Here is a 24,156-nt window from a genome sequence, read left to right on the forward strand (position 1 = left end):
GGTCGACTCAGCTCCTTCGGGGGCTGACAAAAAGGAACGGGCCCTCGGGCCCGTTTTTTTGTGCGGTCGCGGATCGCTGTCCTTCGCCTAGGCGTCCTTGCGCCAGCGCGCCGGTGTCGTGCCGGTCCGGCGGCGAAACGCTTCGGTGAAATGTGCCTGGCTGCTGAAGCCGAATGCATTGGCAATTTCCGCCAGCGGCCGGTCCCGCTGTGCGCGCAACACGCGCGTGGCCGCTTCGATGCGTTGTTCGAGGATGAAGGCGTGGGGCGGCCGCCCGAAGGTCGCCTTGAACATCTTTGCGAAGAGGTACGGGCTCATCGACAGCGACGCGGCAAGCCGGCTGATGGGGAGATCGTCCGACAGCTGTTCCGTGATGACCGCGCGCAGCCGCTCGGTGTCGCGCGCGCCGAACTTGCCGGTGCGTGCCGCTTGCTTCGGCGGGGTCGCGCTGTAGCGCTCGCTGAGCAGCCCGACCAGCGCGAGCGTCAACCCCTCGACATAGCGCCGCCCGACCGGTGAGGCGTCGACAGCCTCGTTCCACAGCGCATTGACGAGGTTCGACACCGTCGGATCGAAGAGCTCGTAGCGTGTCTGGAGTTGGATCGGCGGCACATCGCCGTGCAGCAGGCCGTTCAATCGCGCGGCGGGCAACTGCACGGCAATGACTTCCCCTGGCGTGCCGGCCCACCGGGCCTGATCGATGCGGCAGCCAACTTCGTACAGCTCGACCATGGCGGGTGCGGAGCGCAACTCGCGCGAGCGCCCGGCGGTCGTGAACCATCGCTTGCCGCTGCCGGCGCGAACCACCGCCAGCGACGGCTCGATGCAGACCGCCCCGATGACTTCGGCGTCTGCGGGCAAGCGCTCCAGCGTGATGGGCAGGCCGCACCACCCCGGATCCGCGTTCGCCAGCGGGGGGAACGTTCCACTTTCCACAGAAAAGCCGGCCATGGCATCGCTTCTTGAGTACGGATTCCAGCTGCGAAACGGCGCTTCGCATCGCTTGAAAAGTGCAGCTTAGTGCATGTGTCTAAGGGCGCCGGATAGGGTAATCCTTTGCCCTTGCCACCCGTTTCTAGAAGAAAGCGGCGGGTTTTCGATAGAAATGCCCAACCCCATCTCCTATCGTCGCTCAGCGGCAACACGGACAGCGTGCCGCGGGTTTGCTTTGATGCAATTTACTTCACATAAAAGTGCGACAGGAGACAGCGGTGAAATCGACCTTTCAATCCCCACGATCGGATGTGCGGCGCCCCAGGCGAATGGCCTGGCAGATGGGGGCCGCCATGGCCCTTGCGGCGGTGCTGGCGGGCTGCGGCGGCAGCAGCAACGGGCCGGCCTTCGTGGCGGCGCCGATCGCAACGCCCACGCCACCCACGCAGCCCTCCGGCCCCACGGTGCTCGCTTGCGACGACACGATCAAGACCGGCTTCAAGCCCGACGACCAGACAACCGTACTGTTGGTCAAGGCATTCAGGAAGGGAGACCCGCTGGCGTTGACGGAGGCGGTGACCGCCGACACGCCGACGGCCGGGAATGACCTCTGTCTCGTGAAGCTCAACGTGGGGCCGGGCAATCCCGGCCCGGCGGAAGCGCCTTCGACCTCCGCCGGCATTGGCCTGGAGATCTGGCTGCCGACGCCTGCCAACTGGAACCAGCGTGTGCACGCCCTCGGCAGCGGTGGTTGGGGCGGCGGGAACGAAGGATCGACCACGAAGCTGCAGAACCAGTTGAATGCGGGAGGCAGCGCCGCGGCAGTCGCAGCGTCGGAGGGCGCAGTCAGCGTCACCACGGACACGGGCCATGCAGACACCGCGCACGGCGGCTCGTTCGCGATGAACCCCGACGGGACGATCAACACGGTGCAGTGGCGCGACTTCTCGACGCGCAGCGTTCATGAAATGGCCGTGAAGAGCAAGGCCCTGGCCAAGGCGTACTACGGCGCGGCCCCGCTGTATGCGTACTTCGACGGCGGCTCGATGGGAGGCCGGCAGGCGTTGGGCTCACCACAGGTCAACCCGGCGGACTTCGACGGCATCCTGGTGGCGTTTCCTGCCAACAACTGGACCCGCTTCATCACGGCCGACCTGTATCCGCAGATCGTGTTCCAGCGCGACCTCGGCGGCGTGCCGCTCACGACGGGCCAGCAGAACCTCGTCTCCAATGCAGCGATCAACGCGTGCGACGTGGTCGGCGGCCAGCACCTGGGCTTCATCCTTGACGACGCGCAGTGCCGCTACGATCCCACCAAGGATGCCAAGGTGCTATGCCAGGGCGTCACCGGCAATGGCGCCGCAGCCGGCACGAACACCACGCCGGACTGCGTCAATCTTGCGCAGGCGACTGCGATGAACAAGATCTGGTACGGCATGACCTCGGATGGCAGCGTGCCCGATCCCGCGCTGGACAACGGCTGGGACACGGGCCTGTCGGGGACGCGCCGCTGGTACGGCTATCCGCGCGGCACCGGTCTGGGCACCGTGGCATCCCCGGACGGGCCGTTCTTCATTGCCGCCGAAACCGTCGCGCTCAATCTGCAAGACGCGAGCCTGGCGGGCCCCACGTTCGTGAACGCGTCGGGCAACGGCGCTTCGAAGTGGAAGAGCCTGTCGTACGCGCAACTGTCGAATGCCTTCGACCGTGGCACCGCGCTGCAGGGCGCGTTCGACCATGTCGACGCCGACAACCCGGACCTGTCGGCATTCAAGGCGCGCGGCGGCAAGATCCTTCACTACCACGGCATGGCGGACGGCGCGATCATGCCGCAGGGCTCCATCGACTACTTCGAACGCGTCGTCGCCCGGATGGGAGGGCTGGCCTCGGCCCAGGACTTCTATCGCCTGTACCTGGTTCCTGCGATGGGGCACGGCTTCATCTGCCTGAACGGCACCTTCTTCTGCAACGACTTCACGACCCGGTACTTCAACGGGACGACGAACCCTGATGCGCATCCACCGGTGCCGGACCGCCGCCAGCTCTATGCGGCGCTGCAGGCCTGGGTCGAGAAGGGCGTGGCGCCCGACGTGCTCGCTGCGCAGACCTTGCCGTCGTCGCCGGTGGCCAAGAGCCTTCCGCTGTGCGCCTATCCCAAGAAGATCACCTTCGCGAGTGGCGATCCGCTCGTGGCCGCGAGCTACGCATGCCGATGAACCGGCGCCTGCGCCCCACCACAACGACAGGAGACCTTCGATGACCCCCACTACAACGAACCCCGCGCACGTGCGCTGCCGACGCCTGATGGTGAGCGTCGCCTGCATCGGCCTGATCGCCGCATGCGGAGGCGGCGGCGGAGGCGGCAACGACGCGGCACAAGCCGCGGCGATTGCTGCCGCCATCGCGGCTGCGAACGCACCTCCCGCGCCACCCGGGCCGGCGCCGCAGCTCGCATGCGACGACTCCATCCAGACCCACTTCAAACCGGACAGCCAGACCACTGTGCTGCTGGTGAAGTCGTTCAAGAAAGGCGAGCCGCTGCTGTTGAGCGGAACCGCCACTGCAACGACCAGCACCGCGGCCAACGATCTGTGCCTGGTCAAGCTCAATGTCGGGCCAGGCAACGCAGGCCCCGCCGAGGCGCCATCGACATCGCCAGGCATCGGCATCGAAGTCTGGCTGCCTGCCAAGGCGAACTGGAATGGCCGCTTTCATGCCACCGGCAACGGCGGCTTCGGCGGGTCGCTCGAAGGCTCGACCTCGGAGCTGAGCGCCACGGCTGCCGCGAACGACGTGCGCAGGGCGTCGGCCATTGCCGGCACCGAAGGCGCTGTCACGGCGTCCGAGAACATGGGCCATACCGACCCGACGGGCAGCGGCTCGTGGGCGATGAACCCGGATGGCACCATCAACACGGCGCTGTGGAAAGACTTCTCGGAGCGCAGCGTGCATGAAATGGCCGTGAAGGCCAAGGCACTCGCGACGGCCTACTACGGCTCCGCGCCGAAATACTCTTATTTCGACGGAGCCTCCACCGGCGGGCGCCAGGCCATCAAGGCCGCCCAGGCCAATCCGGACGACTTCGACGGCATCATTGCCGCGGTGCCCGCGCTCAACTGGACGAAGTTCACCACCGCGGAACTCTATCCGCAGATCGTCTGGCAGCGCGACCTCGTGGACAAGGGCATCGCGATCCCGACCTACGAGCAGCAGGACCTGGTGTCCAACGCAGCCATCAATGCCTGCGACGTGGTGGGTGGGCAGCACCTGGGCTACATCCTCGACGACTCGCAATGCAGGTACGACCCGACGAAGGACGCCACCGTGCTTTGCTCGGGTGCGGCAGGCAGCGCCGGGGTGGTGGGCACCAGCCACTCGCCATCCTGCGTCAACGGGGACCAGGCGCAGGCCATCAACAAGATCTGGTACGGCATGACGGCCGATGGCAGCGTGCCGGACCCGGCCGTCGACAACGGCTGGAACGTCACGTTGGGCGGCACGCAGAAGTGGTACGGACTGCCGCGCGGCACATCGCTTTATCAGGCGTCATTCACCAAGGTGACGGGCATTCCCTTCGGCCTGGCGAACCCGAACGCCGCATTCACCGTCGGCACCGACCAGGTCGCATTGGAACTGCAGGACGCCAGGCTCGCGGGGCCCAACTTCAGGAACGCCACGAGCAACGGTGTGAACGGCTGGAAGTCCTTGTCGTACGCGCAGCTCTCCAACGCCTTCGATCGGGGCGTGGCGCTGCAGCCGCGGTTCGCGGACATCAACACGGACAACCCGGACCTGACAGCGTTCAAGAAGCGTGGTGGCAAGCTGCTCCATTACCACGGTGTCAACGACGAGCTGATCTTCTCGATGGGCTCCGTCAACTACTACCAGCGGGTGTTGAACCAGATGGGCGGCGCGGCGAATGTCCAGGACTTTTATCGCTTCTACCTGCTGCCCGGCAATGGACATGGCTCGGTGAATGCGACGTCCAATGAAGCGGCGACCCCACCTGCGCTCACGCCCGGACAGATGTACGGCCTGATGACGGACTGGGTCGAAAAGGGCATCGTGCCCGACCGCATCGTGCTGAACTCGCTTGCGGGAAGCCCGACGCCCATCAGTCAGCCGATCTGCCCGTACCCGCAGAAGGCGACCTTCCAAAGCGGCAATCCGAGGCAGGCCGCAAGCTATGCATGCTCCTGATTGAATGGAGACGTCTTCAGAAGGAACGGGCCCTCGGGCCCGTTTTTTTTACGGATGCATCTTCGCCACGAGGCCCGCAACATGCGCGCCCAACGCGAGCGACGCCGTCAGCCCCGGCGACTCGATGCCGAACAGATTCACCAGCCCCGCGATGCCGTGATCCTGCGGCGTCTGGATCACGAAATCCGTCGCCGTGTTGTGCATTGAAGAACCGGGGCCGGCCAGGCGTGGGCGGATGCCGGTGTAACCCGGCTGCAACTCACCGTCCTGCAGGGCAGGGTAGTAGCGGCGCACCGATTGGTAGAAGGCGGCTTCGCGCGAAGCGTCGAAGCTGTAGTCGATGCCGTCGCGCCAGCTCAGGTCCGGCCCGAACTTGCATTGCCCACCGAGGTCGAGCGTCACGTGGGCGCGCAAGGCGCCTTCACGCCCGGTCGGGTACACGAGATGGCGGAAGGGCGATTTGCGCGCCAGCGAGAAGTAGTGGCCAATCGCGTAGTACAGCGGTGGCACCAGGCCGGCCGGCATGCCGTCGATCCGCGATGCCACCTGCTGCGCACCCAACCCCGCCGCGTTCACCACCGTGTTGCACAGCGCGCTCGTTGCTTCCGCGCCGCCCACCTCGACCACCAGGCCGTCTGGCGTGGGCCGCGCGGCCAGCACACGGCTCTGCAAGGCAAGCGAGGCACCCGCACGTTCCGCGTCGCCCAGGTACGACAGCATCAGCGCGTGGCTGTCGACGATGCCCGTCGAGGGCGAGTGCAGGGCGCCGACGCAGGCCACCTCGGGCTCCATGTCGCGTGCCTCGGCGGCGTCGAGGATGCGCAGGTCGGTCACGCCGTGGGCCGCGCCGAGCGCGACGTATTTGTCGAGCTCGGGCAGCTCCGAGTCCTGCACCGCCACGATCAGCTTGCCGATGCGCTGGTGGCCGATGCCGCGTTCGGCGCAGTAGGCGTACAGCGCGGCCTTGCCCGCCACGCACAGCCGGCCCTTGAGCGAGCCGGGCGCATACGAGATGCCCGCGTGGATCACCTCCGAATTGCGCGCGCTGGTATGCGTGCCGATGGCGTGCTCGGCCTCGAGGATCACCACCTCGCGCCCGGCCATGGCGAGCGATCGTGCGATGGCCAGGCCCACCACGCCGGCGCCGATCACGACGCAGTCGATCCGGTCCATGCGGCTCAGTCCAGCTTGATGTCGGCTTCGCGGATCAGCGCGCCCCACTTGGCGTGCTCGGCGCGGATGTAGGCGTCGAACTGCTGCGGCGTGCCGCTGGCGGGCACGCTGCCTTCCTGCGCGAGCTTGTCCTGCACGTCCTTGCGTGCCACCGTCTTTACGACCGCAGCGTTGATGCGGTTGACCACGTCGGCGGGCAACCCTACCGGTCCGACGAGGCCGACCCAGGTCGTGGCCTCGAAGCCCGCGAAACCCTGTTCGGCCACGGTGGGCACGTTCGGCAGTGCGGGCAGGCGCTTGGCCGAGGTGACGGCCAGCGCGCGGGCGCGGCCGTTCGACAGCTGCGACATCACCGAAACGCTGCTGCCGAAGTACAGCGCGATCTGCCCGCTGATCAGGTCGTTCATGGCCGGGCCTGCGCCCTTGTAGGGCACCTGCATGAGCTTGATGCCCGCGCGGCGCGCCAGCATTTCGCCGGCCAGGTGCCCCACGGTGCCGTTGCCGGCCTGCGCGATGCTGAACTCGCCCGGCTTCGCCTTCGCGGCTTTGATGAAGTCGGCCAGCGTGCGCAGCGGCGAGTCCGCGCGCACGGCGAGCACGACGGGTTGCGAGGCCACTTCGGCGATGGGCGAAAAGTCTTTCAGCGCCTCGAAGGGCATCTTCGAATAGAGCCAGGGGTTGATCGTGAGGTTCGACGTTTGCCCCATGCCGATCGTGTAGCCGTCGGGCGTGGCCTTGGCCACGGCGTCGAGGCCGATGTTGCCGGCCGCGCCGGGCTTGTTGTCGACGACGACGGTCCAGCGCTCGAGCGAGGTGAGGCGTTCGGCAATCAGGCGCGAGGTCGCGTCGGTGCCGCCGCCGGGCGTGAAGGGCACCACCAGCTTCACGGGGCGTTGCGGCCAATCGCCTTGCGCGTAGGCCATGCCCGCCGTTTGGGCGATGGATGCGAAGGCGGTGGTCTGCAGAAAGTCTCTTCGGTTCATGTCTTGTCTCCTGGGGGTTCTTGTGATCTCGTGGCTGCCGTTCAGACCGGCAGGCCCTTGGCGCGCAGCACGGCGTCGAAGCGCTCGGGGTCGGCGGTGCCGGTGCGGTTGGTCTCGCGGATCTTTGCTTCGCGCGCCAGGTGGGCCCGCGTCTTCTCGAGCACGTCGGCCGCTTCGGCGGCCGGCACCGCGATGACGCCGTCGGCGTCGCCCACCACGAGGTCGCCCGGCATCACGACCAGGCCCGCGCACGAGACGGGCACGTTCACCTCACCGGGGCCGTCCTTGCTCGGCCCGCGGTGCGTGTGGCCTCGCGCGAAGATCGGCATGCCGTCTTCGGCCCATTCGCACAGGTCGCGCACCGCGCCGTCGATGACGAGGCCCGCCAGCTGGCGCGCGATGCAGGTGGTGCGCATCAGGCCGCCGACCAGCGCCTGCGTGACGTCGCCGCCGCCGTCGATCACGAGCACGTCGCCCGGCGCGACCATCATCAGCGCCTTGTGGATCATCAGGTTGTCGCCGGGCCGCACGCGCACGGTGACGGCGGGGCCGCACAGCACCGTGTCGAGTCGCGCGTGGTACTGGCGCAGCCCGACGGTGCCGACATTGCGGCTCATCGCATCGCCGATGGCGGCCACGGGCAGCGTGCGGAAAGCGTCGACGAGGGCGGCGTCTGGGCCGGACGCGCGCGGGTTGATGCGGTAGCCGGACGGCCAGGAGAGCGGGGCGGTCATGCGGTGATTCCGTGCAGAAGGGGGGAAGACAGGACCTGCGGGTTCACGCAAGCCGAAGGATCGACCGGACAGCCTTGCAGCCAGCCCAGCACGTTGCGTGCGGCGCCGCTGGCCATGCCCGCGAGCGCCGCGGGCGTGGAGCCGCCGACATGCGGCGTGAGCACCACGTTGGGCAGGGCGGCCAGCGGGCTGCCGGCGGGCAGGGGTTCGTCGGCCATGGTGTCGAGGCCGGCCGCGTACAGCTGGCCGCATTGCAGCGCCGCGATGAGCGCGGGTTCGTCGATCACCTCGCCGCGCGCCGTGTTGACGACGATCGCGCCGCGCGGCAGCGCCGCAAGCTGCGCGGCGCCGAGCATCTGGCGCGTGTGTCGGTTGAGCGGCACGTGCAGGCTGAGCACATCGCTCAGCGGCAGCAGCGCATCGAACGAAGGCAGCAGGCGCACGCCGGCCACTGGGCTCGGGCCTTCGCCGAGGGCCGGGTCGAACGCGGCCACCTGCATGCCGAGCGCGAGGCCGACCCGGGCCACGCGCTGGCCGATCTGGCCGAAGCCGACCAGGCCCAGCGTCTTGCCGTGCAGCTCCACGCCGTCTTGTGCGCGCGACCAGCGGCCGTCGTGCAGTTCGCGGTCCATCCAGCCGATGCGGCGGGCGGCGGCGAGCATCAGGCCGAGCGTCATCTCGGCGACCGACTGCGCGTTGGCGCCGGGCGTGACGTAGACCGGAATGCCGCGCGCAGTAGCGGCCTCGACGTCGATGTTGCTCACGCCCACGCCGTGCTTTGAAATCACCTTCAGCGTGGGGCACGAAGCGATGGCGAGGGCCGACAGTTGCACGGTGCGCGAGATGACGGCGTCGATGGGTTCGCTCGCCATCACGCGCTCGACTTCTTCAACGCTGTCTGCATTCGCAAGGTAGATGACGCGGGCGCCGGCTTCGGCGAGAAGGTCGGCGCCGGCCTTGGCAAGCCGTGGCGCAGTGACCAGGACAGTGGGGTTCATGGAGAGAGAGAGGGTCGTTCGAGGGTCGGTATGAGCTGGATTGTGGAAATCACCATTCATTCCGTCCAATCGATAATGTTCATTCAACGATTCCTCGGAGCTATGAATGGACATCCAGTTGCGCGACCTGAAATATTTCGAGGTGGTCGCCGACACCGGCCACCTGGGCCAGGCCGCCGACAAGCTCGGGCGCACGCAGCCCGCGCTGACCAAGGCGGTGCAGCGGCTCGAGGAGGCCTTCGGCAGCGCGCTGTTCGAGCGCAAGGGCCGGGGCATCCAGCTCACGGCGGTGGGCGAGGTGCTGCTGGCGCGTGCCCGGCTGCTGCGCGGCGCCACCGAGGAGGCGCTGCGCGAAGTGAGCGATTTCGCCAAGGGCAACGCGGGCCATGTGCGCATCGGCAGCGGGCCCATTGCGGCCGACCATGTGCTGCCCGAGGTGTGCAATCTGCTGCTGGCCGAGGCCGGCGACACCCGCATCGACATCACCGTCGCGCCCAGCATGGCGCTGCGCGAGCGGCTGCGCGAAGGCGCCATCGACCTCTTGATCGGCCTCATGCCCGAGCACGATCCGGCCTTCGTCACGCATTCCATCGTCGAGGATGTGGTGGTGGTCGCCGCCAGCCCGCAGCACCCCGTGTTCGAGCTGCCGAAGATCACGATGAAGTCGCTCCTGCAATGGCGCTGGGTGCTGCCCGCCGACCCCATTCCCAGCCGCCAGTGGCTCGACGCGGCGTTTCAGTCGCGCGGGCTGCCGCTGCCTGCGGTGCAGGTCAACGCGAACTCGATCCCGCTGCTGCCGCGCCTGATCTCGCGCACCGACCTGCTGAGCTTCCTGTCACGCCACACGCTCGGTGCGCCTGGGCGCGAAGGCACGCTGCGCGAAGTGCCGCTCAAGGAGACCACGCTGCGCCGCCACCTGGGCGTCACGTACCGCAAGGAGGGCTACCTGTCGCCGGCGGCGCGGCGCCTCGTGACCTTGCTGCGCAGCGAAGGGGCGCAGCTTTTTTCGTCGGCGCTGTCGGGCCAGGCTCCAGCCGCTGTACGGCACAAAAGCGCCATCGGGCGCGGGTAAGCTTGTGGCCATGAAGCGCAACAGCCCCTCCCGACCCGCCAGCACCAAGGCCACCGGCGCACCGCCGCCCGAGGTGCCCGACGGCCAGGTCTCGGCGGTGCTGGCGCGTATCGAAACCCTCTGGTCCTCGCTGGGCCCCGTGGGCCAGCGCATCGCCGACTTCATCGTGAAGAACCCGCGCGAGGTGGTCCACATGTCGGTGAGCGAGGTGGCCGAGCGCACCGGTTCGAGCGAGGGCAGCATCGTCGGCCTGTGCAAGAACCTGGGTGCCACGGGCTTCCAGCAGATCAAGATCGCGCTGGCGCAGGAGATCGTGCGGCCGGTGCAGTTCATCCACGAAGACCTCGACCCGCAGGACAAGGCGGACGCGGTCATCCGCAAGATCTTCCAGAGCAACGTGCAGACGCTGCACGACACGCAGTCGATGCTCGACGCGAAGGCGATGGAGCGCGCGGTGCAGCTGTTTCGCAAGGCCGAGCGCATCGAGATCTACGGCATCGGCAGCTCGGCCACCATCGCCGAGGACGCGCACTACCGCATGCTGCGCATCGGCCTCAATGCCAAGGTGGTGGTCGATTCGCACGTGCAGGCCATCAGCGCCTCGCTCACGAATGCGAAGACGGCGGTGCTGACGATTTCGCACTCGGGCAGCACGCACGAGACGGTGACGGCCACGCGCCTCGCGAAGGAGGCGGGCGCGGCCACGGTGTGCATCACCAACTTCGGCAAGTCGCCGATCCAGGCCTTTGCCGATGTGCTGCTGTTCACCATGGCGCGCGAAACCAACTTCCGCACCGAGGCGATGACGAGCCGGCTCGCGCAGCTGGCGATCATCGACGTGCTGATCGCCTGTCTGGCGCTGTCGGACTACGACACCTCGGTGCGCACGCTGCGCCAGACCTTCGACGTGCTCTCGCTCAAGCGGTACTGAGGCGCAGGTTCCACTGCTTCTGAGACGGGCGGCGCGAGCAGCCCGGCCACCGTGGGCGCCACCGCCCCCGGCGATTCACCCACCAGCACGCAGGCCAAGCCGAGCCGCGCGGCGCCTTCGCCGTCGGTCAGCGGGTTGTCGCCGACCACCACCGTGCGCCTGGCGTGCGCGCCGAGGCGGCGCAGGCCTTCCTCGAACAGCAGCGGCGCGGGCTTGCCGACCACGCACCACGGCTGCACGCCGCTGGCCGCGACCACGGCCGCGAGCAGCGCGCCGGTCTCGGGCACCACGCGGCCGTGCGGGCCCGGGTGCGTGGCGTCGGCATTGGTCACCATCAGCCTGGCGCCGCGCCGCAGTGCGTTCGCGATGACCGACAGGCGCGCGTGGCTGAAGTGCATGTCGAGTGCGAGCAGCACGACGTCGGCTTCGGCCTCCGCGGACACCAGCCGGCAGCCCTGCGCGCGCGCGTAGCGCTGCAGGGCAGCGCTGGCGGCCAGCAGCACGCGCGCCTGCGGATGCTGTTGTGCCAGCTGGCGCACCGCGAGTTCGCCGGCCAGCACGATGCGCTCGGGCGGCACGCGCAGGCCCAGCTTGCGCAGCCGCACCGACAGGCCCTGCGCCGTGTGTGTGGAGTTGTTGGACACGATGGCGTAGCGGTCGTGGAAGTGCGCCAGCAGGCGGGCCGCGCCATCGATGGCTTCCTGCTGGCGCACCAGCGTGCCGTCGAGGTCGACCAGCAGGTGGCGGGCCTGCGCCAGCGCCTGGATGCCGCTGCTGTTCATGGTCCCTGTTGTCGTGTGATGCGTGCTCATGGATCTCCGGGAGTGGGGCCGTCTTGGGGCTCGGCCGTGGCGGCGGATTCTATTGAATATTGCTCAGTGATATTTGAATTTTGAAATGAGCTTATTTCATTTCCCTGTCATCTGCGGCTCCTAAAGTTCTCTTCATCGGGGCGTTGCAACCGCACGCCCACCGCTTTCCAAACGAAGGAACCGACCATGAAAAAGCTCCTGGCCCTTGCGGCCGCCGCCCTCTCGCTGACTGCCGCGCTGCCGCTGGCGGCGCAGGCCCAATCGGTGGCCGACGGCTCGCGCGAGCGGCCGCTGCGCGTGCTGCTGATCCCGGCCGACGGCGGCACCGAGTCGGGCACCAAGGCCGACTACGCGCCGGTGTTCAACGCCATCACGCGCAGCACCGGCCTGAACTTCGACCTCAAGGTCGGCCAGTCGTACGGCGCGGTGGTCGAGGGCATGTGCAACCAGCTCGCCGACATCGCCTTCTTCGGCCCCGTGTCGTATGTGCAGGCGAACAAGCGCGGCTGCGCGCAGCTGTTGGCCGTGGGCGTGGAGAAGGGCGCCTCGGTCTACTACGCGGGCATGTTCGCCAAGGCCAACGCGCCCATCGCCTCGGTCAAGGACCTCAAGGGCAAGCGCGTGGCCTTCGGCGACGTCAACTCGGCCTCGAGTTTCACCTTCCAGGTCGCGATGCTGCTCGACGCCGGCATGGACCCGGCCAAGGACCTCGGCGCCATCCGCATGACCGGCAGCCACGCCAGCAGCCTGGCCGCGCTGGTGCAGGACCAGGTCGACGTGGCCTCGCTCTCGTTCGACTCCTACGAGAAGGCCGTGAAGCAGGGCGTGGTCGATCCGAAGACGGTGAAGGTGGTGGCACGCAGCATGCCCATTCCGTACCCGCCGCTGGCGCTCAACTCGAAGCTGCCCGAGCCGCTGAAGGCGAAGCTGAAAGATGCCTTCCAGACCGTGAACAAGGCCCCCGGCGTCACGCCCGACATGATCCGCGGCTACGGCGGCGGCAAGATCGACGGCTACGACACCAAGTTCTCGGAAGCCGAGTTCAACGTCGCCGCCGAGAAGCTCGGCCTGCTGACCGACGAGCTCAAGGGCCGCATCCTCGCCAAGTCCGCCGAGCGTTGAGCGTCGCCATGCTGAATTTCGAATCGGTCGCCATGCACTACGCCGACGGCACGCGCGCGCTCGACGGCGTGTCGCTGCAGGTGCCGGCGGGGCAGTTCTGCGTGGTGCTGGGCGCCTCGGGCGCGGGCAAGTCGACGCTGCTGCGCATGGCCAACGGGCTGGTCAAACCCACGCAGGGCGCGGTGCAGGTCGAGGGCGTGCAGATCGCCGCCCACTCGCTGGCCCGCATCCGCCCGCGCATCGGCATGATCCACCAGCAGTTCAACCTGGTGCTGCGTTCCACCGTGGCTGACAACGTGCTGGCCGGCGCGCTGCCCGCGGTGCCGACGTGGCGCGCGCTGCTCGGGCTGTTCACCGAGGCGCAGCGCGCCAAGGCCTGCGCGCTGATCGAATCGGTCGGGCTGCAGGAGCAGCACCTGCTGCGCCGCGTGAGCGAACTCTCGGGCGGCCAGCAGCAGCGCGTGGGCATCGCGCGCGCCTTCATGCTCGAGCCGCCGCTGGTGCTGGCCGACGAACCCGTGGCCAGCCTCGACCCGCAGACCAGCCACGACGTGCTGTCGCTGCTGCGCACGCAGGCCCGCGAGCGCGGCACCACCGTGCTGTGCAGCCTGCACCAGATCGAGCTGGCCTGCGAGTTCGCCGACCGCATCGTCGCGCTGCGCCACGGCGCGGTGGTGTTCGACGGCGCGCCCGCGGCCTTCGACCCGAAGGTGTTCGATGCGGTCTATGGCCGCACGCCGGCGCCCGCGCGGCCCGCGCCCGAAGCACCGTTGCCGCTGCATGCCGGCGCGCTGGAGCTGGTGCCATGAGCCGCCCCGCATCCGCCTGGGACCTGCCGCGCCCCTTCGGCGTCCGCAGCCTCGCCGTGCTGCTGCTCGTGGTGGTGGTCGGCTTCTTCGCCGGCCAGCGCGTCGAAATGGGCCGCATGCTGTCGCTCACGGGCGAGGGCGTGCTCGCGGCCGTCGGCCTGCGCGAGCAGTCGCAGGTGCTGTCGGGCCTGGGCACCATCGCCAAGTCGCTCTTTCCGCCGCAGGTGTCGGAGCGCACCGAGGTGTCGCGCATCGAAGGCTTCGATCGCGAGCGGCTGCCGTGGTTCTCGCATGTCGAGACCGAGGAGTCGCGCCAGCCCAAGCTCAACCCGCAGACGCTGCAGATGGAAGAGGTGGTCGACCGGCGCGAAGTGCTGGTCGAGCCCTTCGGCTACCTCTGGCATGTGGCGGTGAAGATGCTAGAGACCTTCGAGATCGCCATCTGGGCGACGCTGCTGGCCATCGTGCTGAGCGCGCCGCTGGCCTGGTGCAGCGCGAAGAACTACACGCCGAACCGCGCCGTCTACACGCTGGCGCGTGGCGTGGTCGGCATGTTCCGCGCAGTGCCCGAGCTGGTGAGCGCGCTGTTCCTGGTGCTGGCCTACGGCTTCGGTCCCATCGCCGGCGTGCTCGCATTGGCACTGCATTCGGCGGGCTTCCTTGGCAAGTTCTACGCCGAAGACATCGAGACCGCCGACGACAAGCCGCAGGAAGCGCTGCGTGCCATCGGCGCCAGCAAGCTGAAGGTGATGCGCTTCGCGGTGCTGCCGCAGGTGATGCCGCAGTTCATTGCCTACACGCTGTACATCCTCGACCGCAACGTGCGCATGGCCACCGTGGTGGGGCTGGTGGGCGCGGGCGGCATCGGCCAGGAGCTGAAGGGCCGCTACGACATGTACAACTACGCGCACGTTGGAACGATCCTGATCGCGATCTTCCTCACGGTGCTCGTGCTCGACAGGGTCGCAGCCCGGCTGCGCAGCCGCTATGCCTGAGCGCTGACACCCACCCATCCGCCCACTTCGGGCACCCGAGTTCTCCCCGTTTCTTCCCGTTCCGGTGCAAGCCCTTCGAGGCCTGCACGGCCCGGCTTCGCCTTGCTTTTCCTTCCACGCCCCTTCGATCCAGAAAAGGACACCTTCATGACCTCACGTTCTTCCCGGTATGGCCTCGCTGCGGCGGGCTTTCTCCTGTGCCTGAGCCTCGCCGCATGCGGCGGCGGAAGCGGCGGTGGCGGCGGCCTGCCGGTGCTGCCGCCCACCGGCCCCACGCCCCCGACCACCACGCCGGAGCCACCCGGCCCGACGCCGGCGCTGAAGTGCGCGCCCTGAGCTGCGCGCTTCATCCACACGCCTTCCATTTCTTCTGTTCTGTCCTCGCGTTGAAAGACACCCCATGAACCCCTCCAACCGTCGCGATTTCTTCCGCAAGTCGGCCGGTGCCGTCGGCGCGGCATCGGCCCTCACCCTCTTGCCGCCCACGATCCGCAAGGCGCTCGCCGTCGAGGCCGCGGTCGACACCGGCACCATCAAGGACATCAAGCACGTCGTGATCCTGATGCAGGAGAACCGCAGCTTCGACCACTACTTCGGCACGCTGCGCGGCGTGCGCGGTTTCGGCGACCGCTTTCCGATTCCGCTGGCCAACGGCAAGTCGGTGTACTTCCAGTCGAACCCCGCGGGCGGCGCGGAGATTCCGCCGTTCCGCCGCGATTCGACGATTGCCAATGCGCTGATCGGCTCGGGCACGCCGCACAACTTTCCCGACCAGCAAGCCGCATGGAACCAGGGAAAGATGGACCGCTGGATCCAGTTCAAGAACCAGGCCACGATGGGCTACTACCTGCGCGAAGACATCCCGTTCCAGTTCGCGCTGGCCGATGCCTTCACGGTGTGCGATGGCTACCACTGCTCCATCCTCACCGGCACCGACCCCAACCGCATCGTGTTCTGGTCGGGCTCCAACTTCAACCCGGAGCTGCGCAAGAAGGGCATCAACAGCACCGACACCGACTCCGAACCGGTGAACTCGCGCTGCTGGCCCAAGCCGTCCAACTGGGTGGCAAACCGCCCGCAGGAGGCCGACGGCTCCGGCCAGAAAGACCCGATCACGGGCGACTACAACTACAAGTACGTCAACAACGCCTTCAAGTGGGACACGCTGCCCGACCTGCTAGAGAAGAAGGGCGTCAGCTGGCACATCTACCAGAACATGAACAACAACTGGACGGGCGCCATGCACGGCTGCCTGGCCTTCGAGAGCTTCCGCACCGCGCAGCCGGGCTCGCCGATCTATGAGCACGGCCTCACGGGCGGCCCCGACACGGCCGACGGCGCCACCAACTTCCTGGCCCAGCTCAAGCAGGACGTGATGACGGGCAAATTGCCGGACGTCTCGTGGGTGCTGCCCACGCAGGCGCTGGCCGAGCACCCCGGCAGCAGCGAAGGCACGGCCGGCGCCGCCGACTTCATCGCCGACGTGCTGGACGCGCTCACGTCCAACCCGGCCGTGTGGAGCAAGACCGCGCTGTTCGTGACCTTCGACGAGAACGACGGTTTCTTCGACCACCTGGCCATGCCGGCCGTGCCCTCGTACGACGCCAACGGCACGCTCATGGGCGAGTCGACCGTGCCGCTGGAGGGCGAGTACTTCGACGCCTCGGTGGGCAGCTACCTGGCCGCCGCCGACAACACCACCACCGGCAAGATCCGCCCCTGGGGCCTGAGCTCGCGCGTGCCGATGTACGTGGTGTCGCCGTGGAGCAAGGGCGGCTGGGTCAACTCGCAGGTGTTCGACCACACCTCGGTCGGCCGCTTCCTCGAGAAGCGCTTCGACATCACCGTGGATGCGATCAGCCCGTGGCACCGCGCCGTGTGCGGCGACCTCACGACCTGCTTCGACTTCGTGAGCCCGAACGACCCGGTCGTTCCCAAGCTGCCCGACACGAGCAACTTCCCTGCGATCAATGCGGCGCAGCGGCTGCTGCCCACGGCCCCCGTGAGGAACGCCCCCGCCACGCCGCAGCCGCTGTACCAGGAGACCGGCACGCGCTTCTCGCGCGCGCTGCCCTACGAGCTGCACACCAGCGCACGCGTCGAGCCGCGCGGCCTCGTGCAGCTGGTGTTCGCGAACTCCGGCACGCAGGGCGCCGTGTTCCATGTGTACGACAAGCTGCACCTGGACCGCATCCCGCGCCGCTACACGGTCGAAGCCGGCAAGCAGCTGGCCGACTACTGGAACACCGGCGCCAGCGACAGCGGCAAGTACGACCTGTGGGTGTACAGCACCAATGGCTACGTGCGCAGCTTCCAGGGCGACGCACTGGCCTTCGACACCGCCGGCTTCAAGCCCGAGGTGCAGGTCTGCTACGAGCCGGTCGACGGGCAGGTCTACCTGAAGGTGCACAACAACGGCAAGGCGGCCGGCAAGGTCACGGTGACGGCCAACGCGTACCGCAACGACGGCCCCTGGACGCTCGAGGTCGCGCCGGGCGCCACCGGCATGCTGCACTGGAGCCTGGACAAGAGCGGCTACTGGTACGACTTCACCGTCAGCGCCGGGCACACCGAGCGCCGCTTCGCGGGCCGCGTCGAGACCGGCAAGCCCGGCGTGAGCGATCCGGCGATGGCCCTGCACCTGAAGGCCTGAGCGTCATGAAGCGCAAGAACAACAGCACGCATACCCTGCTCGGGCTGGCCGTGGCCCTCGGCTCGGTCGCCGGCATGGGCATCGCCTCGGCCCAGCCAATCACCTGGGACCCGGCCAAGGGCAACCTGGGCATCGGCGACAAGGCCGGCACCACCGGCGTCACGGGCAGCAACGACCTGGCCTTCGGCAAGGGCGCGGGCAACAACGTCAGCACCAACTGGAACCTGGCCATCGGCGAGGGCGCCGGCACCGGCGTGTCGGGCAAGAACGCCAACCAGGCCATCGGCTACTACGCGGGCACCAACGTGGTCGGCGGCTGGAACCAGTCGATGGGCCGCAGCGCGGGCCAGAACGTGACCGGCGACTACAACAACGCTGTCGGCTTCTGGGCCGGCACCGATGTGAAGGGCAACGGCAACGAGGCCTACGGCAGCAACGCCGGGCGCAACGTGACCGGCAACGCCAACAAGGCCTACGGCGGCGACGCGGGCCGCAACGTGACCGGCAGCAACAACCTGGCCACGGGGCAGGGCGCGGGCAGCGGCGTCACCGGCTCGGGCAACCAGGCCTCGGGGCAGATGGCCGGCGCGCAGGTGGCGGGCAGCAACAACGTGGCCATGGGCCAGGCCGCGGGCGGCGGCGTGCAGGGCAACCAGAACCTGGCGCTGGGCACGGCGGCCGGCCAGGGCGTGGTGGGCAGCCACAACATCGCGCAGGGCAGTGGCGCGGGCCAGAACGTCATGGGCAGCGGCAACATCGCGATCGGTGCCGACGCCGGCGTGTACGTCAACGCGAACCAGGCGATCTCGCTGGGCAGCGCCGCGCGCGCGAGTGCCGACAACGCCATTGCCCTTGGCAGCAACGCATCGGCTTCTCACGCCAACAGCGTGGCGCTCGGCGCGGGCAGCACGACCACGCGCGGCGCGCAGTCGAACTACGTGGCCGTGGGCATGAGCGGGCTGCAGTCGTCGGCTGGCGAGGTGGCGCTGGGCAACCGCCAGCTCACCGGCGTGGCGCCCGGCAGCGCGCCCGACGACGCGACCAACGTGGGCCAGGTGCAGGGCATGGTGCAGCAGGGCGTGAGCGCGGCCAATGCGTACACCGACACCGTCGCCGCGCAGGGCCTGCCGCTGGGCAAGGCCTACACCGACTTCACGGCCGCGCGTCTGCAAAGCCAGATGGATGAGAACGCGCGGCGTGCCTATGCGGGCATCGCAGGCGTTGCTGCCATGGAGGCTGCGCCTGTCGTGCCGGGGAAGATCAGCTACGCCGTGGGGCTGGGCAACTTCCGCAGTGAAAGCGCGATGGGGGGATCGATTCGCCGGACCTCGCAGGATGGGCGCTACAGCGTGACGCTGGGGGTGGGTGCGAGCAGTTCGGGCGTAGTGAGCCGGGTGGCGTTCACGGGGGTGTTCGACTGAGCTTGTTCAGGGCGACGATCCCGCCGACGGGGTGCCTTGCTCCGCGAATGTCCCCCGCCTTCGGCTCCTCCTTGATTTCGCTGCGCAAGGCACCCCATCGACGTGATCGTCATCAGTGCGGTCGTTGATCGGCCCGCACGACGACAGCGCTCGGTGTGCGCAGGACACTGGGTGCTTCCCGCAGCGAAACCAAGGAGGAGGGCGTGAGGCGCAGCCCCGGGGGACATTCGCGGAGGGAAGTACCCGGTGGCCTGTGCACGTGCCCTGAAGATTTCACTCCCGCGTGAGAACGAAGCGCTTGCGAATCCCATCCGCAGCCGAAGGCGCAACCCACAAGTCGAACTCACCCGGTTCGACAACAGGCTTCATGTCCCGCCCCAGAAACTGCAGGTCGTCATTGCCGACATTGAACTCGACCACCTCCGAAGCGCCCGGCGCAATCCGCACCTTGCGGAAATTCTTCAACTCGCGCACCGGCCGCGTCACGCTCGCGGCGCGCTGCGCCAGGTACAGCTGCACCACTTCTTCCGCCGCGCGCGTCCCCGTGTTGGTGACGGTCGCGCGCACGCGCAAGGTCTTGCCCATGGCGAGGCGGTCCGTGCTCAGCTCGACCTGGTCGTAGCGCACCGGCGCATAGCCGATGCCGAAGCCGAAGGGGTACAGCGCCTCGTTCGTGGCGTCCAGGTAGCGGGTCTTGAAGGCCGTGCCCGGCGCGCCCTCGGGCGAGGGGCGGCCGGTGCGCTTGTGGGCGTAGTAGTAGGGCACCTGGCCGGCAGTCTGCGGAAAGCTCACGGGCAGGCGGCCCGAGGGGTTGGCGTCGCCGAACACCACGTCGGCGATCGCGTGGCCGGTCTGCACGCCGAGGAACCAGGTCACGAGAATGGCGCGCGCGTTGCGCACCGCCCCCTTGAGCGCCATCGCGCGGCCGTTGCTCAGCAGAACGACCACCGGTTTGCCCGTGGCGGCCACGGCTTCGGCCAGGTCTTGCTGGGCCTGCGGCAGGCCGATGTCGCTGCGCGAGCGCGACTCGCCCGACATCTTCTGGCTCTCGCCGATGGCCAGCACCACCACGTCGGCGTCGCGCGCGGCGGCCACGGCGGCCTCGATGCCGCCAGGCAGCGGCGACTCGACGTTCGCACCGCGCGTGACGCTCAACCGCGAGGCCTCGGTGCCCAGCGCGGCGTGCAGGCCTTCGTCGATGCCCACGGGCGCGGACTGGCCCGGGAACAGGCTCCAGGAGCCCATCAGGTCCTTCGTGCCTTCGGCGAAGGGGCCGATCAGCGCGATCTTCTGCGGGCCGGTTTTCGCGAGTGGCAGCAGCTGGCCCTCGTTCTTCAGCATCACGATGGAACGGCGCGCGCTCTCGCGGGCCAGCGCGATGAACTCGGGGTTCTCCACGCGCTGCGCGGCCGGCGGACCGTCGAGGCCGCGCATCGGGTCGTCGAAAAGGCCGAGCTTGAGCTTGACCCGCAGCACGCGCCGCACGGCCTCGTCGAGCCGCGCCATCGGCACCTCGCCCGAGGCCACGAGGTCAGGCAGGTGGCGGATGTACAGGCCGCTTTGCATGCTCACGTCGGTGCCCGCCATGAAGGCCAGCTTGGCGGCCTCGCGGCCGTTGGCGGCGTGGCCGTGCTCGATGAGCTCTTCGTCGGCCGTGTAGTCCGACACCACGAAGCCCTTGAACTTCCACTCGTCGCGCAGCACGCCGGTGAGCAGCGCGGGGTTGGCGGTCGAGGGCACGCCGCCGATCTCGTTGAAGGCGCTCATGACCGACAGCGCGCCCGCATCGAGGGCTGCGCGAAACGGCGGCAGGTAGACCTCGCGCAGCGTGCGTTCGGAGATTTCGCTCGTGTTGTAGTCGAGCCCGCCCTCGGCCGCGCCGTAGGCCGCGAAGTGCTTGGGCGTGGCCAGCATCGAATCGGCGTTCGCGAGGCTGCTGCCCTGGAAGCCGCGCACGCGCGCCGCCGCGAACTGGCGCGCCAGGTACGGGTCTTCGCCCACGCCTTCGAGGCCGCGGCCCCAGCGCGCATCGCGCGCGATGTCGACCATGGGCGCGAAGGTCCAGCGAAAGCCGTCGGCCGTGGCCTCGACCGCTGCCGCGCGCGCGGTGCGCTCGGCCAGCGCGGGCTCCCAGCTCGAGGCCTCGGCCAGCGGCATCGGGAAGATGGTGCGAAAGCCGTGGATCACGTCGGCGCCGAAGATCAGCGGAATGCCCAGCCGCGACTCGCGCACCGCCACCTGCTGCAGCCGCCGCTTGCCTTCGAGGCCGGCGTTGTTGAACAGGCCCGTGAGGCGCCCGTTGCGCACGTCCTCGGTCTCCTGCTGCCCGTTGCGCCAGCCGGCCTGCGGGTTGTTCGGCGTGTTGATGTCGGCCGGGCCGTAGAGGCTGAGCTGGCCGGCCTTTTCCTGCAGCGTCATGCGCGCGATCAGCGATTCGATGCGGGCTTCGGCGGCGCCGGAGGGCTTCAGGTCTTTGGGAATGGACGCCGCGATGGCGGGGAGGGAGAGGGCGGACAGGACGAGGGCGAGAACGGCGGCTTTTCGAACATGCATGGCCGCCTATTCTGCAGACAACGCCCGCTCGCCCCGGCCAGCGGGTTTCCGCCCTGGGCGTAGGGCCTTGTCCGACCCTGGCCCCTTCAGGCCGTGCCGGTCAGTCCGCACCCAGCCGCAACCGGCTGGGCAGTCGCTTCTCGATGGCGAACTTCAGGAGCGCCGCGCAGCGGAAGATGCCGTGCGCGAACTTGCCGTAGGGCAGCGTGAGAAAGAGCGCCATCACCACGCCCAGGTGCACCGCCAGCAGCAGCGCCATGAAGCGCGTGTCGCGCCAGGCCAGCAGGGCCAGTCCGGTGAGGCTCGTGAGCAGCAGTAGCGCGATGAAGCCGCGGTCCATCGGCCGCTGCGCCGCGTCGCCGTGCGCGGCGTGGCGCCGCAGGTTGAGCCACAACAGGCCGACAGGGCCGATCACGAGGCCGATGCCGCCCGTGGTGCCCAGCAGCACGGGCAGGCTCGTGAGCGCATAGGGCGCATGCAGGTCGAACAGGTAGTGGTACAGCGTCGCCACGCAGGTGGAGGCGAAGCACAACATGAAGCCGTAGAAGGTGAAGTGATGGAAGCGCCGGCGCCAGAGCGTGAAGCGGTCGTCGGCGTTGTTGCAGCCTTCGCCATGGCCGCCATCGAGATACTTCAGGCGCAGCGCGTCGTGCGCGGCTTCGGCGCTCGCTGCGCGGCGCACGCCCGGCAGGTCGGGCGCGTTGCCCGGGGCGTTCGCGGGCGAGACCTCGCGCCAGAAGCGGCGCGTGCCCATGGCCAGCGCGAACATCACGAACAGGAACACCGCGCCGAACAGCAGTGCCAGGAAGTTGTGCGGAAAGATCGCGTAGAAGTTGCCCGCGAGCGGCGCGTGCAGGAGCGAACCCGACATCGCCACGGCCAGCACGAGGAACAGCGCGAGCCCGCCTGCCAGCGCCAATGCGACGGTGAGCCCGGCCCGCTTGTAGAGCGCACCCATCGCGGGCGGCCAGGCGTAGTCGTGGTAGGTCTGCAAGCGCACCTGCGCCATTGCCTGCGGCACGTTCACGGCGAACTCGTGCGGCGGTGCGTACTGGCAGGCATGCAGGCAGGCGCCGCAGTTGTGGCACAGGTTGGCAAGGTAGTGCGTGTCGGCCTTGCCGAATTCGAGCCGGCGCGTCATGGCGGGGAACACGGCGCAGAAGCCTTCGCAGTAGCGACAGGCGTTGCAGATCTGCAGGATGCGCGCGACCTCGCCCTCGGAAGCAGTGAGCGGCAGGGCGGGCTGGATCGGGATCACGCGCTGCGATGGCGACGGGGTGCTGCCGATGCCATCGGCATCCGCACGGGCGCGTGCGACGAGGTCAGTGAGCTGCTGCAAGGGCGGTCTCCGGAGAATTCTTCGAATGGTTCTTTGCCGCACGCGCAGCCTGCGTGCCGGCGATGCGCCCGAAGGCCGTGCCGATGCTCATGCCCACGCCGGCCGTGTAGCCCTGGCCGAGCACGTTGCCGGCCATCATCTCGCCGGCCACGAAGAGGTTGGGGCTCGGCCGGCCGCCGAAGCGCACGGCGGCGGTCTCGTCCACCTTGAGGCCCAGGTACGTGAAGGTGATGCCGGGGCGCAGCGGATACGCATGGAAGGGCGCCGTGTCGATCGGGCGCGCCCAGTGCGTCTTTGCCGGCGCGATGCCCTCGGTGTGGCAGTCGTCCAGCGCCGTGTGGTCGAAGCGGCCAACGCGGCAGGCGGCGTTGTAGTCCTGCACGGTGCGCACGAAGGCGGCTTCGTCCAGGCCGATCTTCTGCGCGAGTTCGCCGAGCGTGCCCGCCTGCGTGCCGGGGAACACCGGCGGCATGAAGCGCCCGACCGCCTGCTGGTCGATGACCGACCACGCGATCTGCCCCGGCTGCTGCGCCACGAGGCGGCCCCAGATCGCATAGCGCTTGGGCCAGAAGTCTTCGCCCTCGTCGTAGAAGCGCTGCGCGTCGCGGTTGACCACCACGCCGAGCGACACGCAGTCGATGCGCGTGCAGATGCCGCCGTCGTACAGCGGTGCGCGCGCATCGATGGCCACCATGTGGCCCTGCGACGGGTCGCCGATGCTGTCGGCACCCGCGTCGATCATGTGCCTGAGCAGCACGCCCTGGTTGAAGCGCGTGCCGCGGATGAGGAAGTTGTCGGCCGGCCATTCGCCGCGCTCGTTCTGGCCCCAGGCCTCGCGCAGCCATTCGCGGTTCGATTCGAAGCCGCCCGAGGCCAGCACGCAGCTCCTGGCCGCGATGCGCTCGCCGGCCTCGGTGCGCACGGCGACGAAGCGCTCGCCGTCGCGTTCGACCGAGGCGACGGGCGTGTCGTAGCGGATCTGCACGCCGAGTTTCTCGGCGCTGCGGAAATACGCGTTCACCAGCGCCTTGCCGCCGCCCATGAAGAAGGCGTTGGTGCGCGCCACATGCAGCGCACCCGACAGCGGCGGTTGGAAGCGCACGCCGTGGCGGCGCATCCAGTCGCGGCAGTTCGACGAGGCGCGGATCACGAGGCGGGCGAGGTGCTCGTCGGTGAGACCGCCGGTCACCTTCAGCAGGTCTTGCCAGTACTCTTCTTCAGGGTAGGCCTCGACCAGCACGTCCTGCGGCGCGTCGTGCATGCAGCGCAGGTTGCGGGTGTGCTGCGAATTGCCGCCGCGCCATGCTTTGGGCGAGGCCTCCAGCAGCAGCACCGATGCGCCGGCTTCGCGCGCCATCAGCGCGGCGCACAGCGCGGCATTGCCGCCACCGACAACCAGTACGTCTATCACTCGTGGGTCTCCTTGGA

19 protein-coding genes are annotated in these 24,156 nt (G+C 68.7%); 10 read left to right on the forward strand and 9 right to left on the reverse strand.

Going from position 1 to position 24,156, the window contains the following annotated elements:
* Positions 1 to 87 precede the first annotated feature (87 nt).
* A complete protein-coding gene (locus AC1RL8_RS00080; protein WP_492685450.1) occupies positions 88 to 951 on the reverse strand; it encodes a helix-turn-helix domain-containing protein in 864 nt (287 codons plus the stop codon).
* Between the two features lie 311 nt (positions 952 to 1,262).
* Here AC1RL8_RS00080 and AC1RL8_RS00085 point away from each other — a divergent pair, with 311 nt between their 5' ends.
* Both AC1RL8_RS00085 and AC1RL8_RS00090 read left to right on the forward strand, forming a co-directional pair.
* Positions 1,263 to 3,149 (forward strand): tannase/feruloyl esterase family alpha/beta hydrolase, encoded by a 1,887-nt coding sequence (locus AC1RL8_RS00085; protein ID WP_492685451.1) that lies wholly within the window; start codon positions 1,263 to 1,265, stop codon positions 3,147 to 3,149.
* Positions 3,150 to 3,189: 40 nt separating this feature from the next.
* A complete protein-coding gene (locus tag AC1RL8_RS00090) occupies positions 3,190 to 5,133 on the forward strand; it encodes a tannase/feruloyl esterase family alpha/beta hydrolase (RefSeq protein WP_492685452.1) in 1,944 nt (647 codons plus the stop codon).
* A 48-nt stretch (positions 5,134 to 5,181) separates the two neighbouring features.
* Here the strand turns inward: AC1RL8_RS00090 and AC1RL8_RS00095 are convergent, their stop codons facing one another.
* The 4 genes from AC1RL8_RS00095 to AC1RL8_RS00110 are packed head-to-tail and all read right to left on the reverse strand — an operon-like array spanning position 5,182 to position 9,021.
* A complete protein-coding gene (locus AC1RL8_RS00095) occupies positions 5,182 to 6,306 on the reverse strand; it encodes an NAD(P)/FAD-dependent oxidoreductase (protein WP_492685453.1) in 1,125 nt (374 codons plus the stop codon).
* Positions 6,307 to 6,311: 5 nt separating this feature from the next.
* Complete coding sequence (locus AC1RL8_RS00100; protein WP_492685454.1) at positions 6,312 to 7,289, reverse strand: Bug family tripartite tricarboxylate transporter substrate binding protein; 978 nt, start codon at positions 7,287 to 7,289, stop codon at positions 6,312 to 6,314.
* Positions 7,290 to 7,330: 41 nt separating this feature from the next.
* Positions 7,331 to 8,023, reverse strand: coding sequence for an RraA family protein (locus AC1RL8_RS00105; RefSeq protein WP_492685455.1), 693 nt, complete (start codon positions 8,021 to 8,023; stop codon positions 7,331 to 7,333).
* The gene (locus tag AC1RL8_RS00110) at positions 8,020 to 9,021 is read right to left on the reverse strand and encodes a hydroxyacid dehydrogenase (RefSeq protein WP_492685456.1); all 1,002 of its coding nucleotides are present in this window, start codon (positions 9,019 to 9,021) and stop codon (positions 8,020 to 8,022) included. Before AC1RL8_RS00110 ends, AC1RL8_RS00105 begins: the two co-directional genes overlap by 4 nt.
* Before the next feature lie 106 nt (positions 9,022 to 9,127).
* Between AC1RL8_RS00110 and AC1RL8_RS00115 the strand changes: the two genes are divergently transcribed.
* Positions 9,128 to 10,093, forward strand: coding sequence for a LysR family transcriptional regulator (locus tag AC1RL8_RS00115; RefSeq protein WP_492685457.1), 966 nt, complete (start codon positions 9,128 to 9,130; stop codon positions 10,091 to 10,093).
* 10 nt (positions 10,094 to 10,103) lie between these two features.
* Positions 10,104 to 11,024 carry a MurR/RpiR family transcriptional regulator gene (locus AC1RL8_RS00120; RefSeq protein WP_174254369.1) on the forward strand — a complete coding sequence of 307 codons (921 nt, stop codon included), beginning with the start codon at positions 10,104 to 10,106 and terminating at the stop codon, positions 11,022 to 11,024.
* On the opposite strand, the gene AC1RL8_RS00125 is transcribed toward AC1RL8_RS00120, so the two are convergent.
* Positions 10,961 to 11,836 carry an HAD-IIA family hydrolase gene (locus tag AC1RL8_RS00125; RefSeq protein WP_492685458.1) on the reverse strand — a complete coding sequence of 292 codons (876 nt, stop codon included), beginning with the start codon at positions 11,834 to 11,836 and terminating at the stop codon, positions 10,961 to 10,963. The genes AC1RL8_RS00120 and AC1RL8_RS00125 overlap by 64 nt on opposite strands.
* A 186-nt stretch (positions 11,837 to 12,022) precedes the next feature.
* On the opposite strand from AC1RL8_RS00125, the gene AC1RL8_RS00130 reads away from it, so the two are divergent.
* The 6 genes from AC1RL8_RS00130 (at position 12,023) to AC1RL8_RS00155 (ending at position 18,836) form a co-directional block, all read left to right on the forward strand.
* Positions 12,023 to 12,958 (forward strand): phosphate/phosphite/phosphonate ABC transporter substrate-binding protein, encoded by a 936-nt coding sequence (locus tag AC1RL8_RS00130; protein ID WP_070060360.1) that lies wholly within the window; start codon positions 12,023 to 12,025, stop codon positions 12,956 to 12,958.
* Positions 12,959 to 12,966: 8 nt separating this feature from the next.
* A complete protein-coding gene (phnC, locus tag AC1RL8_RS00135; protein ID WP_492685459.1) occupies positions 12,967 to 13,767 on the forward strand; it encodes a phosphonate ABC transporter ATP-binding protein in 801 nt (266 codons plus the stop codon).
* A complete protein-coding gene (gene phnE / locus AC1RL8_RS00140; protein ID WP_492685460.1) occupies positions 13,764 to 14,762 on the forward strand; it encodes a phosphonate ABC transporter, permease protein PhnE in 999 nt (332 codons plus the stop codon). Before phnC ends, phnE begins: the two co-directional genes overlap by 4 nt.
* A 147-nt stretch (positions 14,763 to 14,909) precedes the next feature.
* Entirely contained in the window at positions 14,910 to 15,098 is a 189-nt protein-coding gene (locus AC1RL8_RS00145; RefSeq protein ID WP_492685461.1) for a hypothetical protein, read from the forward strand.
* A 64-nt stretch (positions 15,099 to 15,162) separates the two neighbouring features.
* A complete protein-coding gene (locus tag AC1RL8_RS00150; RefSeq protein WP_492685462.1) occupies positions 15,163 to 17,415 on the forward strand; it encodes a phosphocholine-specific phospholipase C in 2,253 nt (750 codons plus the stop codon).
* A 5-nt stretch (positions 17,416 to 17,420) separates the two neighbouring features.
* Positions 17,421 to 18,836: a YadA family autotransporter adhesin gene (locus tag AC1RL8_RS00155; RefSeq protein WP_492685463.1), complete on the forward strand. Its 1,416-nt coding sequence runs from the start codon at positions 17,421 to 17,423 to the stop codon at positions 18,834 to 18,836.
* A gap of 273 nt (positions 18,837 to 19,109) precedes the next feature.
* Here the strand turns inward: AC1RL8_RS00155 and AC1RL8_RS00160 are convergent, their stop codons facing one another.
* The 3 genes from AC1RL8_RS00160 to tcuA all read right to left on the reverse strand — a co-directional run bounded on the left by AC1RL8_RS00160 (position 19,110) and on the right by tcuA (position 24,139).
* The gene (locus AC1RL8_RS00160) at positions 19,110 to 21,389 is read right to left on the reverse strand and encodes a glycoside hydrolase family 3 N-terminal domain-containing protein (RefSeq protein ID WP_492685464.1); all 2,280 of its coding nucleotides are present in this window, start codon (positions 21,387 to 21,389) and stop codon (positions 19,110 to 19,112) included.
* Between the two features lie 100 nt (positions 21,390 to 21,489).
* Positions 21,490 to 22,728 carry a tricarballylate utilization 4Fe-4S protein TcuB gene (gene tcuB / locus AC1RL8_RS00165; protein ID WP_492685465.1) on the reverse strand — a complete coding sequence of 413 codons (1,239 nt, stop codon included), beginning with the start codon at positions 22,726 to 22,728 and terminating at the stop codon, positions 21,490 to 21,492.
* Positions 22,712 to 24,139, reverse strand: a complete 1,428-nt coding sequence (gene tcuA, locus AC1RL8_RS00170) for an FAD-dependent tricarballylate dehydrogenase TcuA (protein ID WP_492685466.1) — start codon at positions 24,137 to 24,139, stop codon at positions 22,712 to 22,714. Before tcuA ends, tcuB begins: the two co-directional genes overlap by 17 nt.
* Between the last annotated feature and the right edge of the window lie 17 nt (positions 24,140 to 24,156).

This window comes from Variovorax sp. GW822-FHT04E09 (assembly GCF_058800845.1).

Excerpts from the sequence above, each read along its gene's own strand:
- AC1RL8_RS00080 (WP_492685450.1), bottom strand. The coding sequence starts at position 951 with ATGGCCGGCTTTTCTGTGGAAAGTGGAACGTTCCCCCCGCTGGCGAAC.
- AC1RL8_RS00085 (WP_492685451.1), top strand. The coding sequence starts at position 1,263 with ATGGCCTGGCAGATGGGGGCCGCCATGGCCCTTGCGGCGGTGCTGGCG.
- AC1RL8_RS00090 (WP_492685452.1), top strand. The coding sequence starts at position 3,190 with ATGACCCCCACTACAACGAACCCCGCGCACGTGCGCTGCCGACGCCTG.
- AC1RL8_RS00095 (WP_492685453.1), bottom strand. The coding sequence starts at position 6,306 with ATGGACCGGATCGACTGCGTCGTGATCGGCGCCGGCGTGGTGGGCCTG.
- AC1RL8_RS00100 (WP_492685454.1), bottom strand. The coding sequence starts at position 7,289 with ATGAACCGAAGAGACTTTCTGCAGACCACCGCCTTCGCATCCATCGCC.
- AC1RL8_RS00105 (WP_492685455.1), bottom strand. The coding sequence starts at position 8,023 with ATGACCGCCCCGCTCTCCTGGCCGTCCGGCTACCGCATCAACCCGCGC.
- AC1RL8_RS00110 (WP_492685456.1), bottom strand. The coding sequence starts at position 9,021 with ATGAACCCCACTGTCCTGGTCACTGCGCCACGGCTTGCCAAGGCCGGC.
- AC1RL8_RS00115 (WP_492685457.1), top strand. The coding sequence starts at position 9,128 with ATGGACATCCAGTTGCGCGACCTGAAATATTTCGAGGTGGTCGCCGAC.
- AC1RL8_RS00120 (WP_174254369.1), top strand. The coding sequence starts at position 10,104 with ATGAAGCGCAACAGCCCCTCCCGACCCGCCAGCACCAAGGCCACCGGC.
- AC1RL8_RS00125 (WP_492685458.1), bottom strand. The coding sequence starts at position 11,836 with ATGAGCACGCATCACACGACAACAGGGACCATGAACAGCAGCGGCATC.
- AC1RL8_RS00130 (WP_070060360.1), top strand. The coding sequence starts at position 12,023 with ATGAAAAAGCTCCTGGCCCTTGCGGCCGCCGCCCTCTCGCTGACTGCC.
- phnC (WP_492685459.1), top strand. The coding sequence starts at position 12,967 with ATGCTGAATTTCGAATCGGTCGCCATGCACTACGCCGACGGCACGCGC.
- phnE (WP_492685460.1), top strand. The coding sequence starts at position 13,764 with ATGAGCCGCCCCGCATCCGCCTGGGACCTGCCGCGCCCCTTCGGCGTC.
- AC1RL8_RS00145 (WP_492685461.1), top strand. The coding sequence starts at position 14,910 with ATGACCTCACGTTCTTCCCGGTATGGCCTCGCTGCGGCGGGCTTTCTC.
- AC1RL8_RS00150 (WP_492685462.1), top strand. The coding sequence starts at position 15,163 with ATGAACCCCTCCAACCGTCGCGATTTCTTCCGCAAGTCGGCCGGTGCC.
- AC1RL8_RS00155 (WP_492685463.1), top strand. The coding sequence starts at position 17,421 with ATGAAGCGCAAGAACAACAGCACGCATACCCTGCTCGGGCTGGCCGTG.
- AC1RL8_RS00160 (WP_492685464.1), bottom strand. The coding sequence starts at position 21,389 with ATGCATGTTCGAAAAGCCGCCGTTCTCGCCCTCGTCCTGTCCGCCCTC.